The 16218-nt window shown below is 61.8% G+C and carries 15 protein-coding genes; 10 read left to right on the plus strand and 5 right to left on the minus strand.

The window, feature by feature from the left end; genetic code table 11:
- Positions 1–6 precede the first annotated feature (6 nt).
- The 4 genes from kdpB to Q8X48_RS08785 all read left to right on the plus strand — a co-directional run bounded on the left by kdpB (position 7) and on the right by Q8X48_RS08785 (position 6304).
- Positions 7–2064, plus strand: coding sequence for a potassium-transporting ATPase subunit KdpB (gene kdpB, locus Q8X48_RS08770; RefSeq protein WP_407800488.1), 2058 nt, complete (start codon positions 7–9; stop codon positions 2062–2064).
- A 152-nt stretch (positions 2065–2216) separates the two neighbouring features.
- Positions 2217–2762: a potassium-transporting ATPase subunit KdpC gene (gene kdpC / locus Q8X48_RS08775; protein ID WP_015094010.1), complete on the plus strand. Its 546-nt coding sequence runs from the start codon at positions 2217–2219 to the stop codon at positions 2760–2762.
- Between the two features lie 131 nt (positions 2763–2893).
- Positions 2894–5545, plus strand: a complete 2652-nt coding sequence (locus tag Q8X48_RS08780) for an ATP-binding protein (RefSeq protein WP_407800487.1) — start codon at positions 2894–2896, stop codon at positions 5543–5545.
- 48 nt (positions 5546–5593) lie between these two features.
- Positions 5594–6304 (plus strand): response regulator, encoded by a 711-nt coding sequence (locus Q8X48_RS08785; RefSeq protein WP_126049966.1) that lies wholly within the window; start codon positions 5594–5596, stop codon positions 6302–6304.
- Between the two features lie 141 nt (positions 6305–6445).
- On the opposite strand, the gene Q8X48_RS08790 is transcribed toward Q8X48_RS08785, so the two are convergent.
- Entirely contained in the window at positions 6446–7483 is a 1038-nt protein-coding gene (locus Q8X48_RS08790) for a patatin-like phospholipase family protein (RefSeq protein WP_007973589.1), read from the minus strand.
- Between the two features lie 221 nt (positions 7484–7704).
- On the opposite strand from Q8X48_RS08790, the gene Q8X48_RS08795 reads away from it, so the two are divergent.
- The 3 genes from Q8X48_RS08795 (at position 7705) to Q8X48_RS08805 (ending at position 9873) form a co-directional block, all read left to right on the plus strand.
- On the plus strand, positions 7705–7983 hold the full coding sequence (locus Q8X48_RS08795; protein WP_007973587.1) for a hypothetical protein: 279 nt from the start codon (positions 7705–7707) through the stop codon (positions 7981–7983).
- A 100-nt stretch (positions 7984–8083) separates the two neighbouring features.
- The gene (locus Q8X48_RS08800) at positions 8084–8842 is read left to right on the plus strand and encodes a CHAD domain-containing protein (RefSeq protein WP_407800486.1); all 759 of its coding nucleotides are present in this window, start codon (positions 8084–8086) and stop codon (positions 8840–8842) included.
- 233 nt (positions 8843–9075) lie between these two features.
- A complete protein-coding gene (locus tag Q8X48_RS08805; RefSeq protein ID WP_407800485.1) occupies positions 9076–9873 on the plus strand; it encodes an acyl-CoA thioesterase in 798 nt (265 codons plus the stop codon).
- Here Q8X48_RS08805 and Q8X48_RS08810 read toward each other — a convergent pair whose 3' ends face one another.
- From Q8X48_RS08810 to Q8X48_RS08820, 3 genes are all read right to left on the minus strand, one after another.
- Positions 9874–10239 (minus strand): Mpo1-like protein, encoded by a 366-nt coding sequence (locus Q8X48_RS08810; protein WP_095966385.1) that lies wholly within the window; start codon positions 10237–10239, stop codon positions 9874–9876.
- Between the two features lie 230 nt (positions 10240–10469).
- Positions 10470–11951 carry a methyl-accepting chemotaxis protein gene (locus Q8X48_RS08815; protein ID WP_407800484.1) on the minus strand — a complete coding sequence of 494 codons (1482 nt, stop codon included), beginning with the start codon at positions 11949–11951 and terminating at the stop codon, positions 10470–10472.
- A 190-nt stretch (positions 11952–12141) separates the two neighbouring features.
- Complete coding sequence (locus tag Q8X48_RS08820) at positions 12142–12957, minus strand: TatD family hydrolase (RefSeq protein ID WP_217837542.1); 816 nt, start codon at positions 12955–12957, stop codon at positions 12142–12144.
- A 224-nt stretch (positions 12958–13181) separates the two neighbouring features.
- On the opposite strand from Q8X48_RS08820, the gene Q8X48_RS08825 reads away from it, so the two are divergent.
- The 3 genes from Q8X48_RS08825 to Q8X48_RS08835 all read left to right on the plus strand — a co-directional run bounded on the left by Q8X48_RS08825 (position 13182) and on the right by Q8X48_RS08835 (position 15698).
- Entirely contained in the window at positions 13182–14603 is a 1422-nt protein-coding gene (locus Q8X48_RS08825) for a transglycosylase SLT domain-containing protein (protein WP_407800483.1), read from the plus strand.
- 103 nt (positions 14604–14706) lie between these two features.
- Positions 14707–15141, plus strand: coding sequence for a DoxX family protein (locus Q8X48_RS08830; protein ID WP_407800482.1), 435 nt, complete (start codon positions 14707–14709; stop codon positions 15139–15141).
- Between the two features lie 248 nt (positions 15142–15389).
- Complete coding sequence (locus Q8X48_RS08835) at positions 15390–15698, plus strand: hypothetical protein (RefSeq protein ID WP_008001428.1); 309 nt, start codon at positions 15390–15392, stop codon at positions 15696–15698.
- 3 nt (positions 15699–15701) lie between these two features.
- On the opposite strand, the gene greB is transcribed toward Q8X48_RS08835, so the two are convergent.
- The gene (gene greB / locus Q8X48_RS08840) at positions 15702–16199 is read right to left on the minus strand and encodes a transcription elongation factor GreB (protein ID WP_407800481.1); all 498 of its coding nucleotides are present in this window, start codon (positions 16197–16199) and stop codon (positions 15702–15704) included.
- Between the last annotated feature and the right edge of the window lie 19 nt (positions 16200–16218).

Here is a 16218-nt window from a genome sequence, read left to right on the forward strand (position 1 = left end):
TTGAAGATGAATATGCCTGTATCCAAAACCGTCGCCGTGAAGGCGCCGGAGCAACCGAAAACCGCGATCTCGGCCCTGTGGCGCCCGGCGCTGGTGCAAGCCTTCGTCAAGCTCGACCCACGGCAATTGCAACGTGCGCCGGTGATGCTGGTGGTCGAACTGACCGCGATCCTGACCACCGTGCTGTGCTTCATTCCCGATACGGCCGTACCGACCTTCGTCGCCGCGCAAATTGCCGTGTGGCTGTGGTTCACCGTGCTGTTCGCCAACTTCGCCGAAGCCTTGGCCGAAGGTCGTGGCAAGGCCCGTGCCGACAGCCTCAAGGCCGGTAGCGAAGGCCTCAGCGCCCGGCGCAAAACCAGCAATGGCACCTTTCAGGTAGTGCCGGCCACCAGCCTGCGCAAAGGTGATGTGGTGCGTGTCGAAGCCGGGGAGATGATCCCCGGTGACGGCGAAGTGCTCGAAGGTATCGCAGCGGTCAACGAAGCGGCGATTACCGGTGAGTCGGCACCGGTGATTCGTGAGTCCGGCGGCGACCGCTCGGCCGTCACCGGCAATACACGGCTGGTGTCCGACTGGCTGTTGGTGAAGATCACCGCCAACCCTGGCGAGTCGACCCTGGACCGCATGATCGCCCTGGTCGAAGGCGCCAAACGCCAGAAAACCCCGAACGAAGTGGCGCTCGACATCCTGCTGATCGGCCTGACCCTGATCTTCCTGCTGGTGGTCGTCACCCTGCAACCGTTCGCCCACTTCGCCAACGGCAGCCTGCCGCTGGTGTTCCTGGTGGCACTGTTGGTCACCTTGATTCCGACCACTATCGGCGGTCTGTTGTCGGCCATCGGTATCGCCGGTATGGATCGTCTGGTGCGCCTGAACGTGATCGCCAAGTCCGGTCGTGCGGTGGAAGCGGCGGGGGACGTGCACGTCCTGCTGCTGGACAAGACCGGCACCATCACCTTCGGTAACCGTCGTTGCTCGGCGGTGTATGCCGCGCCAGGCGTGACAGCCAGGGAATTGGCCGAAGGCGCGTTGCTGGCGTCGCTGGCCGACGACACCGCTGAAGGCAAGTCGATCGTCGAGTACCTGCGTGGCACTCATCCGCAACCGGAACCGTCCGCCGACGTGCTGACAGCCGTGCCATTCAGCGCCGAAACCCGCCTGTCCGGTGTCGACTATCAAGGGCGCGTGTACCGCAAGGGGGCGGTGGATTCGTTGCTGGCGTTCGTCGGCCTGAAACGTGCTGACCTGGCACCTGCCCTATCCCGCGAAATCGACAAGATCGCGCAAAGCGGCGGCACCCCCTTGCTGGTCTGCGCCGACGGCAAGTTGCTCGGCGCGATCCACCTCAAGGACGTGGTCAAGCCTGGTATCCGCGAGCGTTTCGCCGAGTTGCGAAAGCTGGGCATTCGCACGGTGATGGTCACCGGCGACAATCCGTTGACTGCCGCCGCCATCGCCGCTGAGGCCGGTGTGGACGACGTGCTGGCGGAGGCCACGCCGGAGAAGAAACTGGCGCGCATTCGTCACGAGCAAAACGACGGGCGTCTGGTCGCCATGTGCGGCGACGGCGCCAACGATGCCCCGGCGCTCGCCCAGGCGGACGTCGGCATGGCGATGAACGACGGCACGCAAGCGGCGCGTGAAGCGGCCAACATGGTCGACCTCGACAGCGACCCGACCAAGTTGTTGGATGTGGTGCAGATCGGCAAGGAATTGCTGGTTACCCGCGGTGCGCTGACGACCTTTTCCATCGCCAACGACGTGGCCAAGTACTTCGCGATCCTGCCGGCGCTGTTCGCGGCGATCTACCCGCAACTGGGCGTGCTCAACGTAATGCAACTGAGCAGTCCGCAGAGCGCGATTCTGTCGGCGATCGTGTTCAACGCCTTGATCATCGTGGTGCTGATTCCCCTGGCATTGCGCGGTGTGCGCGTGCAGGCGGCGAGTGCGGCGGCGCTGTTGCGACGCAATCTGCTGATCTATGGCCTGGGCGGGATCCTGGTGCCGTTCGTGGGCATCAAGGCGATCGACATGCTGATGACAGCGTTGCATCTGGTTTGACCTATGGCGAGCGCTTCGCGCTCGAACGACACCCCCTGTAGGAGCTAGCTTGCTAGCGATGGACGTTAACGATAACGCGTTCTGTCTGGCTAAACGCGGCGCTCTCCGGTTCTTCGCGAGCAAGCTCGCTCCTACAATTCGAGGATTTTGAAATGTCCACATTGATACGCCCGGCCCTGAGCCTGTTGGTCCTGATGACGCTGATCACCGGCGTCGCCTATCCACTGGTAGTCACAGGCGTCGCCCAGGTCGCGTTCCCGGATCAGGCCAACGGCAGCCTGGTGCGCGATGCCGAGGGCAAGGTCCGCGGTTCCTCGCTGATCGCCCAGGATTTCGTCGGCGACGCCTGGTTCCACCCGCGCCCTTCGGCCGGTGCCTTTGCCACCGTATCGAGCAGTGCCAGCAACCTCTCGCCGAGCAACCCGGCCCTCGCCACGCGGGTGATCGACGAGGCCGGCAAGCTGCTGGTGCCCGGCCAGGGGGCGGTGCCATTGGCGCTGGTCACGACGTCGGGCAGCGGTCTCGATCCGCACTTGCCACCGGCGGCGATTGCCTATCAACTGGCGCGTGTCGCGGCGGCGCGCAATTTGCCGGTCGCGTCACTGCAACAGCTGCTGGACGCGCACATCGAACAGCCATTGGTAGGTCCGCCGGTGGTGAATGTGCTTGAGTTGAATCTGGCGCTGGAAAAACTGTAAATCGGCGGTGCAGCCATTCGCGAGCAGGCTCGCTCCCACAGGAGTATGCATTCCAATTGTGGGAGCGAGCCTGCTCGCGATGACGGCCTCCCAATCACCACAACAACATCTGAAAAAAGAGATTTCCAAGCATGAGCAACTCCGGCCGCGCCGACGCGCTGTTAGCAGACCTGCCCCGCGATGGCCGTGGCCGGCTCAAAGTTTTTCTCGGCGCCGCGCCCGGAGTCGGCAAGACCTACGCCATGCTCCAGGCGGCCCACACCCAACTGCGTCAAGGCGTGAAGGTCATTGCCGGCGTCGTCGAAACCCACGGCCGCGCCGAAACCGAAGTACTGCTCAGCGGCTTGCCGCAGCAGCCGTTGGTGCGCTCGGAATACCGTGGTGTGTTGCTCGAAGAAATGGACCTGGACGGTCTGCTCCTCGCCAAACCGAAGCTGGTGCTGGTCGACGAGCTGGCGCACAGCAACGCACCCGGCAGCCGTCACGAAAAACGCTGGCAGGACATTCAGGAGCTTCTCGCCGCCGGCATTGATGTCTACACAACGGTCAACGTCCAGCACCTGGAAAGCCTCAACGATCAGGTGCGTGGCATCACCGGCGTGCAGGTCCGTGAAACCCTGCCGGACTGGGTGCTGCAAGAAGCCTACGAGCTGCTGCTGATCGACTTGCCGCCACGGGAACTGCTCGAGCGCCTGCGCGACGGCAAGGTCTATGTGCCGGAGCAGGCGCGGGCGGCCATCGACGCGTTCTTTTCCCAGACCAACCTGACAGCCCTGCGCGAACTGGCGATGCAAACTGCGGCGGCTCAGGTCGATAACGATCTGGCCCTGGGTTATCGCCAACTCGGACAAGCGGCGCCAGCCGTACGCGGGCGTTTGCTGGTAGGGGTGGACGGCGATGCCCAGGCCGAGCGTCTGGTACGGCATGCCAGTCGCGTGGCCCAGCGGCGGCACCTGCCCTGGAGCCTGGTGCACGTGGACAACGGTCGCGTGCGTGACGAACAGTCACGCCTGCGCCTGCAGAGCGCCCAGCAACTGGCCGAACGCCTGGGCGGCGAAGTGGTATTGCTGCGCGCCGGTGAGGTGGCGAAAACCCTGATCCAGCATGCCGCCGAACGCCGCGCCAGCCTGGTGCTGGTCGGCCAGTCCCGGCCGAGATTGCGCCGACGCCTGTTCGGTGGCGGGCTGGCGGCGCGGCTGCTGCGCAATGCCCGCGGACTGGAAATCAACGTTCTCGACGGCGATCACCAACAGCATCAACCTCATCAGCGGTCGATGGGGCCGCTGGTCTGGTTCGACTACGCGTTGGCGGTGGTCGCAACGGTCATGGCCAGCGCCCTGGCCTGGGCCGTGGCGAGTGTACTGCCACTGCCCAATATTTCACTGGTGTTCCTCGCCGCCGTGTTGCTGGTGGCGGTGCGCAGTAGTCTCGGGCCGGCGCTGGCCTGTGCGGCGCTGTCGTTCCTGACCTATGACTTCCTGTTCATTCCACCGACTTTTTCTTTCAGCATCCAGCGCGAAGAAGACGTGCTGACCTTGCTGTTTTTCCTGCTGATGGCAGCCCTCACCGGCAACCTCGCGGCGCGCCAGCGCAGGCAATTGCAGGCACTGCGCGATACCCAGGAAGAGACCACGGAATTGCTCGACCTGTCACGCAAACTGACAGCCGCCACCGACCGCCAGGCCGTGGTCAGTGCGGCCGCCCAACACCTCAACGGTTGGAGCGACGTGCAGCTGTGTCTGCTCAATCGCGACGGGCAGAGCGGCTGGAAAGTCGAAACCGGTGGCCCGCTGGAGTTTACCGAAGCTGAGCGCGCCGCCGCCGATTGGGCCTGGCAGCACGATCAACCGGCAGGTGCGGGCACCGGCACCTTGCCGTTCGGCCGCTGGTGGTGGTGGCCGTTATCGGTCGAGGACGGCCCGCTCGCGCTGCTTGGCGTGTGCGCCAAGGAAGGCCAGACCCTGAGTGGCCAGCGCCGTCGCTTGTTGACCGCGCTGAGCCAGCCGCTGGCCCAGGCGCTGGCCCGGGCGCAACTGGCCGATGATCTGGAAGCGGCGCGGCTGCACGGTGAAACCGAGCAGTTGCGCAGTGCCTTGCTGGCTTCGGTGTCGCACGATTTGCGCACACCCTTGACGTCCATGCGCGGCAGTATCGATAGCCTGCTGGCCCTGGGTGAAGCGATCCCGCTGGAGGATCGGCGTGAGCTGCTCGAGGGCACCCGTGATGAAGCCGAGCGCCTTGATCGTTATATCCAGAATCTGCTCGACATGACCCGCCTCGGCCACGGAGCCTTGAAGCTGGCGCGGGACTGGGTGTCACCGGCCGATATCGTCGGCAGTGCGCGCAATCGCTTGCGCGCAGTCCTTGCGCCGCTGCATGTCAGCACCGACGTGCCGGCCGAGTTACCGCTGCTGTATGTGCACGCCGCGCTGATCGAACAGGCATTGGTCAACGTGCTGGAAAACGCCGCGCGGTTTTCGCCGCCCCACGGGCGTTTGCAATTGCGCGCCGGGACCGACGACGGTGAGTTGTTCTTTTCGGTCAGCGATGAGGGCCCGGGGATTCCGGAGGAGGATCGGGCGAAGATTTTCGACATGTTCTACACCGCGGCGCGAGGTGATCGTGGCGGACAGGGCACCGGACTGGGGCTGGCGATCTGTCAGGGCATGGTCGGTGCCCATGGCGGGCGCATCAGCGTCGCCGACGGCATTGAGGGACGCGGTACCTGCATCACGTTACACCTGCCGCTACAGGCTCAGCCGGGATACGAGAGTGAAGCCTGATCCTGCTTGCGCTAATCTCTTGCCACTTCTTTGTGTTGATGTGAACTCATGAGCCAGACCGCGACCATCCTGGTCATCGACGACGAACCGCAGATCCGTAAATTCCTGCGCATCAGCCTCGTTTCCCAGGGCTACAAAGTGCTGGAGGCCGGCACCGGCAGTGAAGGCTTGGCCCAAGCTGCATTGAACAAACCGGACTTGCTGGTGCTCGACCTCGGCTTGCCGGACATGGACGGCCAACAGGTATTGCGCGATTTCCGCGAGTGGTCGACGGTGCCGGTGTTGGTGCTCTCCGTGCGCGCCAGTGAAGGGCAGAAAGTCGAGGCCCTGGATGGCGGCGCCAACGACTACGTGACCAAACCGTTCGGCATCCAGGAATTCCTGGCACGGGTTCGAGCGTTGCTGCGCCAGGCGCCGGTCGGCGAAACCCAGCCAGCAGCGCTGAGCTTCGGTCCTTTGACGGTCGACCTGGCGTATCGCCGGGTATTGCTCGACGGTATCGAAGTCGCGTTGACTCGCAAGGAATACGCCGTGCTGGCGCAACTGGCGCGGCATCCGGGGCGGGTGATCACCCAGCAGCAATTGCTCAAGGACATCTGGGGGCCGACACACACCGAAGACACTCACTACTTGCGCATCGTGGTCGGGCACTTGCGCCAGAAACTGGCGGATGACCCGACCCAACCCAGGTTTATCGTGACCGAGGCGGGGGTGGGGTATCGGTTGTTGAGTGAGGGGCAGCCTTTAGTTTTGTGCTGAATGTTCCGGCCCCATCGCGAGCAAGCCCGCTCCCACATGGGATCTTGGTCAGACACAAACTTCGTGTACACCAAAAACTCACTGTGGGAGCGAGCCTGCTCGCGATGAGGGCCTTACATTCAACAAATAGTTTTCAGACGTTCAATTCTGCTCATTCTCATACCGATCCAGCGTATCGCGCGCAATCTCCCGTCCCAGCGCGATCAGCTCCGGCGCCTTGTAGAACTCGAAAAACCGGCACACGCGCTTGGGCACGTTGATCAGGATGTCCGGCGGATACCCGGCAATCTTGTACTGCGCCAGCGACGTCTGCATCACCTCGAAACTCTGGTTGATCAAGTCGAGCAAGGATGCCGGCCCGACGTTGTCGATGATGAACGAACCGGTGGCAGAGCGGGGCGCGCCACTGGCTTCCGGGGCGGCCGCGGGTTGCTGTGCTTCGGGTTCGGCGGACTCGATCCACGGGTTGAAATCCGCTCCTTCGGCTTTCAACGCTTCCTGCTCCAGAATCAACAATTGTTCCGCCTGTTTACGCCGGAACGGTAACTTCGAGCCGACTGAGCTCATCAGGTTGTCGAAGCGGGTCTTGAACGCGGCGGGGCGCTGGATAACCGGCAATTGGTAGTGGCGCTGGTTGGTGGAGTTGAGGTTGACCGCGATGATCAGGTCGCAATGGCTCGACACCACGGGCACTATCGGCAGCGGGTTGAGAATGCCGCCATCGACCAGCATGCGGTTGCCCTGCATCACCGGGGTGAACAGGCTGGGAATCGCTGCCGAGGCGCGCATCGCCTGGTGCAGGCAACCTTCCTGGAACCAGATTTCCTGCTGGTTGGTCAGGTCGGCGGCAACGGCGGTATAGGGGATGCGCAAGTCTTCGATGTTGATTTCGCCGACGATCTTGCGAATCTGCCCGAACACCTTCTCGCCACGAATCGCCCCCAGACGAAAACTGACGTCCACCAGGCGCAACACGTCGAGGTAATCCAGGCTCTCGATCCAGTCGCGGTATTCATTGAGTTTGCCGGCGGCGTAGATCCCGCCCACCACCGCGCCCATGGAGCAACCGGCGATACAGGCAATGTCATAGCCGCGCCGTTCGATCTCTTCAATGACCCCAATATGTGCGTAACCCCGGGCTCCACCCGAGCCCAATACCAGTGCGACACGCTTTTTCATGAATCGCCCTCGTTTGAATGCTTCAACAATGCACCCATCGAGGGGCATGCTTCAATCGTCATGGTCGTTCGAGGGGGCAAGAGCGTCGTATTTTCGACACTCCATGGCGGCACATGGTTGTTCTCGTCAGCGCTATAGTTCGCACAGCGGACCAACGGCACTTTTCAGGTGCTACACCGTCTTACCAGCATGACTGTTGACCTATTTTTGAGGAGTAAGTGATGAAAGCCTGGATCTGCGTGCCATTGATTGCCCTGGCACTCGCCGGTTGTGCCGGAAAAACCGCCTACCGCGACAGTTGCGGAAGTAACCTGGATGCGGCATGGCATGAACTGGACCTGGCCAAAGCCGAAGGTTTCGCCGGGACCGTCAGCTACTCCAAGGCCCTGTCGCTGTTGACCGCGGCCAAGACCCAGCAGCAATTCGAGGGGTTCGAAGGCTGCACCAGGAAAGCCGAGAAGGCTCGTTTCTATATTCGTGAATCGCGCGCGGGGCGTTGAAGGCAAAAAGCAGCTGCCGGCTCTAAGCTACGAGTTGCAAGACTCATCGGGCTTGCAGCTCGCGGCTTGCGGCCTGGCGCTGTTTACGGAGTAAACCCCCATGATCGATCGGCTGGTGGCTCATGTCCTGGGCCTGGAAGTTCGTCTGCTGGCCTGTCAGGCCCGCTTGAGAGAGCGGACTGACCCTGAAGCTTTACACGATCTGCGCACAACCATGCGTCGGTTACGCAGCCTGTTGCGGCCTTTGCGCGGGTTGCCCGGTGTCGAACAACTGGAAGCGGCCGCCTCGCGGGTGGGCGATCTGACCACGCCGTTGCGTGATCGCGAAGTGCTGGCGGCGTACCTGCTTGAGCACGGTCAACCTCACGCTGCACAGTGGCGCATGGCGCAAATGGCCGAAGCCTATCCGGCCGTGGCGGCCAGTCCCGAGCTTGCGCAATTGCTGATCGTGCTCGATGCGTTTCCGCGTTTTCTGCGCGCAGCCCAGCGCCAGGGATTGCTCAAGGGCCTGCGCAAGCGTATCGAAAAGCGTCTGGGCAAACAGTGGAAAAAACTCGACGAAGCACTGCACGACCCGGCCCACGACCGTCATCGGCTACGCCTGCTGATCAAGCGCGTACGCTATGGGATCGACGCTTACCCCGAGCTGGACCGTTTACCGAAAGCGGCCATGCCCCGGTTGAAATCGGCCCAGGGCGCGCTGGGTGACTGGCACGATTGCGTGCAATGGCTGGCCATGGCTGAGAAGGAAGCGGATTTGCGGCCCTGTGTCGCGGTCTGGACAGCCACCATGGCGGAGGCTGAACAGCGTGCGGACCGGGTGCTGGAAAAGCTCAGTCGCGATTGTTTCAAATCCTGATATCACCACCGAACAAATGTGGGAGCGGGCTTGCTCGCGAAGACGCCATCAGCCCGGACATTGTTGGTGACTGACAAACCGTCTTCGCGAGCAAGCCCGCTCCCACAGGAGGTTTATGTTCGACATGAAACCTGCGCGACTTATCTGTCAGTCAATTTGTCCGGAATAGGCGATGTATCCATCTCGCCAGATGGTTAAGATCCCCTCAACTTTTTCCGATCCCTGAGGTTTTCATGCGTTTTTCCGAACTGCTTGACGCTGTCCGTAGCCAGCCGCTGGAGCTCTCCATTCCGGCTTCCTGGGGCCAGGGGCGCGCCAGTTTCGGTGGCGTGGTGGCGGCTTTGCAGTACGAAGCCATGCGTGCCCGGGTGCCAGCGGATCGCCCGGTGCGTTCATTGGCGATCACCTTTGTCGGCCCGGTTGAGCCCGAGGTTCCAGTCAGCTTTGAAGTCGACGTATTGCGTGAAGGCAAGGCGGTCAGCCAGGTGTTGGGCCGGGTGATGCAGAAGGGCCAGGTGGTGACGTTGATCCAGGGGAGCTTTGGCGCTTCACGCCCTTCGGTGGTGGCCGTGGCCGCTGAACCGGCACCTGAAATGAAGCACTGGGACGAGTGCCAGGAGTTGCCTTTTATCGAAGGCGTTATCCCGGAATTCATGCGGCACCTGGCGATGCGCTGGAGTGTAGGCGGGCTGCCGTTCAGCGGTAGCACGTCGCGGCAAATGGGTGGTTGGGTGCGCTTGCGCGGCGATGACAAGGAGGAGGCCATCGGCGAGGCGCATATCCTCGCACTGGTGGACGCCTGGCCGCCGGCCCTGATGCCGTTTTTGAAGAAGCCGGCGATGGGCAGCACGCTGACCTGGACCATCGAGTTCGTGCATCCGCTGCTGGAATTGACCACCCTGGACTGGTGCAAATACCTCGTCGAGACCGAGCACGCCGCCGATGGTTACGGGCATGCCGCGGCGAAAATGTGGAGCGCCGATGGCCGGTTGATCGCCATGAGCCGGCAGACGGTGACGGTGTTCGCCTGATCAGTGACGACGGTGGCGCTCACGCCAGGCGCGCCACCAGCCACCACTGAGGAAGAACCGCGGAAAGGTCAGAAACTGCTCGACCAACAGGCGCGATACTGCATCCTTGCGGTCACTGAACGGCTCGGCGGCTTGCGTCTCCATGCTGTGGCCGTGGCGTTGCAAGGCCAGCGCCGCAATCACGCCGATCACGCCAATGGCGATGTTGGCCAGGCTCAGGCTGAAGACCCCGGATACGATCAGCAGAAACGCCACGATGAACAGCGGCACCGCGATCAGGTGCAACACCAGATTGGTCGGGTGCTGATGATTGTTCGGGTACGCTCGCCATTGCCAGGCGGGAAGGTTGGGGTGACGTTTGCCCATGTTGCTGATCCTCAATCCATGTTGAACACATGTAATGAAGAATAGGCCCGGTCAACGCCGGCGGCGAATCAAGGCTGGCTATTGGCTTGATAGGTGTCATGTTCAAGTTTGATGTGGATTCGACTGACGCCTTCGCGAGCAGGCTCGCTCCCACATTGATCCTCGGTGACCATCAGATTCTGGGCATACATAGATCCCTTGTGGGAGCGAGCCTGCTCGCGAAAGGGCCCTCAAAGTTTGAGCTGACCTATCGCCTTGCTCAACTCCCCGGCCAGCGCCGCCAGTTCATTGCTGGTCGTCGCCGAAGACACCGTCTGCTGCACCGTGTTTTCAGTCACGTCACGGATGCTCACCACCGCCCGGTTCATCTCTTCCGCCACCTGGCTCTGCTGCTCGGCCGCCACGGCGATCTGCGTGTTGCTTTCACGCATCTGTGCCACTGCCCCGGTGATTTCGGCCAGTGCCGCGCCGGCCTCTTGGGCTTGTCGTACGCAGTCATCGGCCTTGAACGAGCTCTCTTGCATGAAATCCACGGCGTCCCGCGTCCCGGCCTGCAACGCCGAGACCATGATCGTGATTTCGTCCGTGGAGGTTTGCACGCGTTTGGCCAGGTTACGTACTTCATCGGCGACTACCGCAAAGCCGCGCCCCATCTCGCCGGCCCGGGCCGCTTCGATGGCGGCGTTGAGCGCCAGCAGGTTGGTCTGTTCGGCGATGCTGTGAATCACGTTGACCACGCCGTTGATCTTCTGGCTGTCCTCGGCCAGGCGTTGAATCATCTCGGCGGTCTGCTGCACGCCGGTGGACAGCCCGGCAATCGAGCGCTGCACCCGCGTCACCACCTCCTGGCCACTACCGGCCAGGGTATCGGCCGATTGTGAAAGGTCACGGGTGGCGCCCGCGTGCTGGGCGATGTGATAGACCGTGGCGGTCATTTCATTGATCGCCGTGGCGGCCTGATCGGTTTCGCTTTGCTGACCGAGCATGCCATGGCGCACTTCATTCATGCTCGCCGCCAGCCGCGCAGCGCCGGTGTCCAGTTGCCGGGCGGTGCTGGCGACGGTGTTGACCACCCGTTGATAACCGGCCTGCATGGCGTTGAAGGCGTTGGCCATCTGGCCGACCTCGTCGCTGCAAGCCAATGGCACCCGGGCCGACAAGTCGCCGGTTTTCTCCACGTGCAACATGACGTCTTTCAAGGTGTTGAGCTGGCTGAGCAGGAATCGGATCAACAGCTGCGATGCGCCGAGCATGGCCAGCATCAGGATGAGCACTGCCACCGCGTAGTGGGCGAAGCGCTCGCTGAACACCTGGCTCAGGCTTGGACCGTGGGCGATCACGGCGACCCGCTGCCCGTCGGCGCGCGCGAACACTTCGGCGCCCATCAACGGGTTGTCACCGAACAGCGGCATCACGCTGATCTCGACCCAGCCGTTTGCATTGATGAGCTCGGGAAGGGGTTGTTCAAACAGCGAAGGCACTTGTCCGCGATTGAACGTCAGCAGGTTATCGATTTTGGGTAGCGGTTGCCCGGCGGGCCAGGCTTCGAGCAATCGCGCCTGGGCCTGGGCCGAAGCCTGGGAGGCGTGACTGCGGGCCTGCTGCTCAAGCTGCACCGCGTACAGCACCAGCAACAGGGTGGTGACGAACGCGACGGCGTTGACCGCCCAGAATTTGTATTTCAGCGAGATATTGCTAAGCCAGGCACCCATGGAGGTCTTCTCTGATAGCGGAAACGGTTTTGGCAAGGTGCCATCATTGTGCTGCTACTCAGGTGGCTGGTTCTTGATGCAGATCAATTTCGAACCTGTGGGAGCGAGCTTGCTCGCGATTGCGGTTTTTCTGTCACATCCGTACCGAATGTGTTGCCGCCATCGCGAGCAAGCTCGCTCCCACAGGGATTTATGGTGAACAGGAGATCAATGGCAGGCCATAAAACGCGCGTGCACAGGCTGTGGTGTGCGCCGCCAGATCCTCCTGGCTTTCCCCGCGATGCAGTGCCACTTCGCGCAATACTTCGGTCAGGTACGCTGGCTCGTTTCGCCCATTTTTCGGCTTGGGGCGCAGGCTGCGTGGCAGCAGGTACGGTGCATCGCTTTCGAGCATCAGGCGTCCGCGCTTGATCTCCCTGACCAGCGGATGCAAATGCGTGCCCCGGCGCTCGTCGCAGATCCAGCCGGTAATGCCGATGTGCAGGTCGAGGTCGAGGTAGCTGAACAGCGCCTTCTGCTCCCCGGTGAAGCAGTGCACCACCGCGGCCGGCAATTGGTCGCGGAAGTCGCGCAGGATCTCCAGCAAACGCTGGCTGGCGTCGCGTTCGTGCAGAAAAACCGGCAATTGCAATTCGACGGCCAAGGCCAGATGTTCTTCGAGGACCTTTTCCTGCTGCGGGCGTGGCGAGAAATCACGGTTGAAATCCAGCCCGCATTCACCCACGGCCACCACATTCGGCTCGTCAAGCAAGCTGCGCAAACGTCGGGCGCTGTCGGCGTTCCAGTCGCTGGCGCAGTGAGGGTGAATACCGGCGGTGGCGAACAGGCGCTGATTGCTTTCGTCCAGTTGCCGGCACAGCTCAAGGGCCTGTTCGCTGCCCTCGACACTGGTGCCGGTCAGCACCAGTTGGCACACGCCGGCCGCGTAGGCGCGGTCGAGTACGGCCTGGTGTTTGTCGGCAAAACTGGCGTTGGTCAGGTTGACGCCGATATCGATGAGTTGCATGGTGCTACCTCGGCCCAAAGGCCGGAAAGCATATCAGAGCCGTGGATTTATAAGAAAAGCCAAGAACTACAACGGGTTAACGCTGTCTCTTGAGCCGCGGACCAGGCTGGCTTGGCAGGTTTGCCATCATTGTGCCAGTCTTTCGCCCGTTGTCAGCGCCCTGGGCACCCTGTTTTTGTCGTCGCGTTTCATTGACGCGGCCTCATATTCTTTCCGGAGAGTGGATGATTCGTCCCTCGGTTTTGCTACTGCTGTGTTGTTCGCTGCTACTGCCGATGACGGCGGTCGCAGGTCTGCCCGGGCCGCTGCAAGCCGTACCGGCCAGTGAGGTGCGCGACCTTGCGCAGATCCGCAGCAGTCGTGTGCTGCGGGTGCTGGTCAACCAGAGCCGCAACAGTTCCGGCGAAGTCCAGGGGCAGGCGATCGGGGTTGAATACCATCGTCTGAGAGCGTTCGAGCAATACCTCAACGGTCATGCCCGTGACGGTCAGGAAATCACCCTCAAGATCATTCCCAAGGCCAAGGATCAACTGCTGGGCGCCTTGCAGCGCGGGGAGGGCGATCTGGTGGCGCCAGGCGAGTTGCTCGATCTGCAACCGGGCTTTGCCGTCAGCACCAGTGAGCCGATTGCCAGCAACATCCCGTTGGTCCTGGTGGGCATCAAGGGCGAACGCCGCTACACCCGGCTTGAACAGCTCTCCGGCAAGACCCTGGCGTTACCCGCCGGCAGCGCCGCCGGGGATGCCGTCAGCCAGATCAATCAAAAGCTCGCCCTGCACAAACTGCCACCGGTCAACGTCGAGTGGGTCGATCCGAGCCTTGCCGTGGAGGACGTACTGGAGATGGTCCAGGGCGGAATCTTTCACCTGACCATCGTCGAGCAACCGATTGCCGAACGCTGGGGCAAGATCCTGCCCAAGCTGCGTTTCGACAAGCAGGTCGTCATCAGTGAGCCAGGCGAAGAGTTCTGGTTCGTGCGCCGCGATGCGTCGATGCTGCGGGCCAGTATTAATCGCTTCCTCACCGTCTACAAAAAACCATCGGATCAGGACGCTGCATTCCTGCGCATCTATCGTCGTCTCTATCAAGTGCACTATCCACTGGCCAAGGCGGACCGGCAGCGCCTGGAAAAACTCCGCCCGGTGCTGCAGAAACACGCCGCTGCCCAGGGCATGGACTGGCTGAACCTGGCGGCGCTGGCCTTCAAGGAGTCAGCGCTGCAGCCCACCGCCCGCAGTGGCGGCAGCCCGACCGGCCTGATGCAGATCACGCCTTCTGCGGCGCAGCGGGTGGGGGTCAGCAATATTCAGGACGTAGACGGTAATGTGCAGGCCGGGGCCAAGTACCTGGCGATGATCCGGCGCAAGTTCTTTGCCAGCCCGAAACTCAACGAGCGCGAGCGCATGGCCTTCGTGCTGGCGGCCTACAACATTGGGCCGGAGCGGGTTCAGGGCATGCGCACCGAAGCCCGGCGGCGAGGCTTGAATCCCAACCAGTGGTTCTTCCAGGTCGAGCGCGTGGCCATGGAGCAGGTGGGTATGGGGCCTGTCAGCTATGTTAATAGCGTGAACAAGTATTACTTGGCGTTCGACCGGGAGCGGGAGTCGTTGGAGCCCCAGGGACAAAAGGTTGTCTCTCGCAAATGATCAACTAATCTGATTGTAATAGCGGGTTTTTTGCGCTTTTAACATGTGATTTATTGATTAATATGGCGCCCAACCCACACACACTGACAAGGATTTAAACAGCATGAGCACTCTGATCAACAAGGTACTGTTTACCCGCGCTGGCTACGGCCTGACCGTTCTGCGCATCGTGGTCGGCATTGTTTTCGCCGCTCACGGCGCACAAAAACTCTTCGGGGCGTTCGGTGGTTATGGTCTGGCCGGAACCGCGCAGTACATGGAAAGCCTCGGACTGACGCCGGGTTACCTGATGGCGGCACTGGCGGGCGGCACCGAATTCTTTGCCGGCCTGGCGCTGATCATCGGCTTACTGGTTCGCCCGGCTGCATTGGGCCTGGTCTTCCTGTCGCTGGTCGCGATTTTCTCGGTGCACATCAGCAATGGACTGTTCATGACCAACAACGGTTATGAGTTCGCCCTGGCCTTGCTCGGTGGCAGTATCGCGGTGCTGATCGAAGGTGCGGGCAAACTCTCGGCGGACCGTGTCATCGCCGGCTGACCACTCTGGTTCAACGAAAAAGGCCCGCCTCGTGCGGGTCTTTTTTGTTGAGCGTCATTCTTGACACTGTCCAGTCAGCTTCTCTAGGATGTTGCTCATGCGCCGATTTAAACAGCTACTTGCGGGGCGCCAGGTGACTCATTCAGTTGCCGATAGAAGCCGGAACAGGCTTCGAAATACCGCTAAAGCGCTGGTTCGGTGTTGCCTCTCACCTGCCATGCAGACTTTTGAGGCAGAGACACGACACAATGAATGCACTAAACCCGGTAGTACGTCCCGCGCCGATCACGGCACATCTCACCCAGCGCAATCCAAAAATCCTGCTTGGCGGCAAACATCAGCCGACGCTCTTGCGTTATCTCGATGGCTGGCCACGTCGTACCGGCGGTCCCGCTGCCTTTCTGATCCAGTTTGTCGAAGACGGTGAGTCGCTCGCCCGTTTCGCCGACGACAGTTTTGATCTGGCAGTGATTCAATCCCCCAGCCTCGAAGACGCTCCCGAAGTGATCAGGCAACTGACCCGCGTTGCCCGGCAAGGGCTGATCACTCGCCGTTGAATTTTACGGGTAGTCGATCGCCACGATATAAACACACTGTTCACCGGTCGGTGTCTGGACCCGGACTTCGGTGTCCAGTGCCTTGCCGATCAGGGCTCGGGCCAATGGCGAGTCAATGCTGATCAGGCCTTGTTTGAGGTCCAGTTCATCCGGCCCGACAATGCGGTAGCGCGACTCCTTGCCATCCTCGTCCTCGATCGTGACCCAGGCGCCGAAATAGACCTTGTTCGGATCGCTGGGCTTTTCGCTGACAACCTTCAGCGCTTCCAGGCGTTTTGTGAGAAAACGCACGCGGCTGTCGATTTCTCGCAGCATCTTTTTGCCGTAGGTGTACTCGGCGTTCTCCGAGCGATCACCCTGTGCCGCGGCTTCGCTGACCGCCTGGGTCACCTGGGGCCGACGCACATGCCACAGCTCATGGAATTCGGCGCGCATCCGCGCTTCACCCTCGGGGGTGATCAACGCGGTGCCGGCGGTGCGGGGAGGGCGGTAACGGCTCATGGCAACTTCTTGTGGTGGA

Origin of the sequence: Pseudomonas sp. QLc11A (assembly GCF_052112305.1) — a bacterium.
Lineage (GTDB): Bacteria > Pseudomonadota > Gammaproteobacteria > Pseudomonadales > Pseudomonadaceae > Aquipseudomonas > Aquipseudomonas laurylsulfatiphila.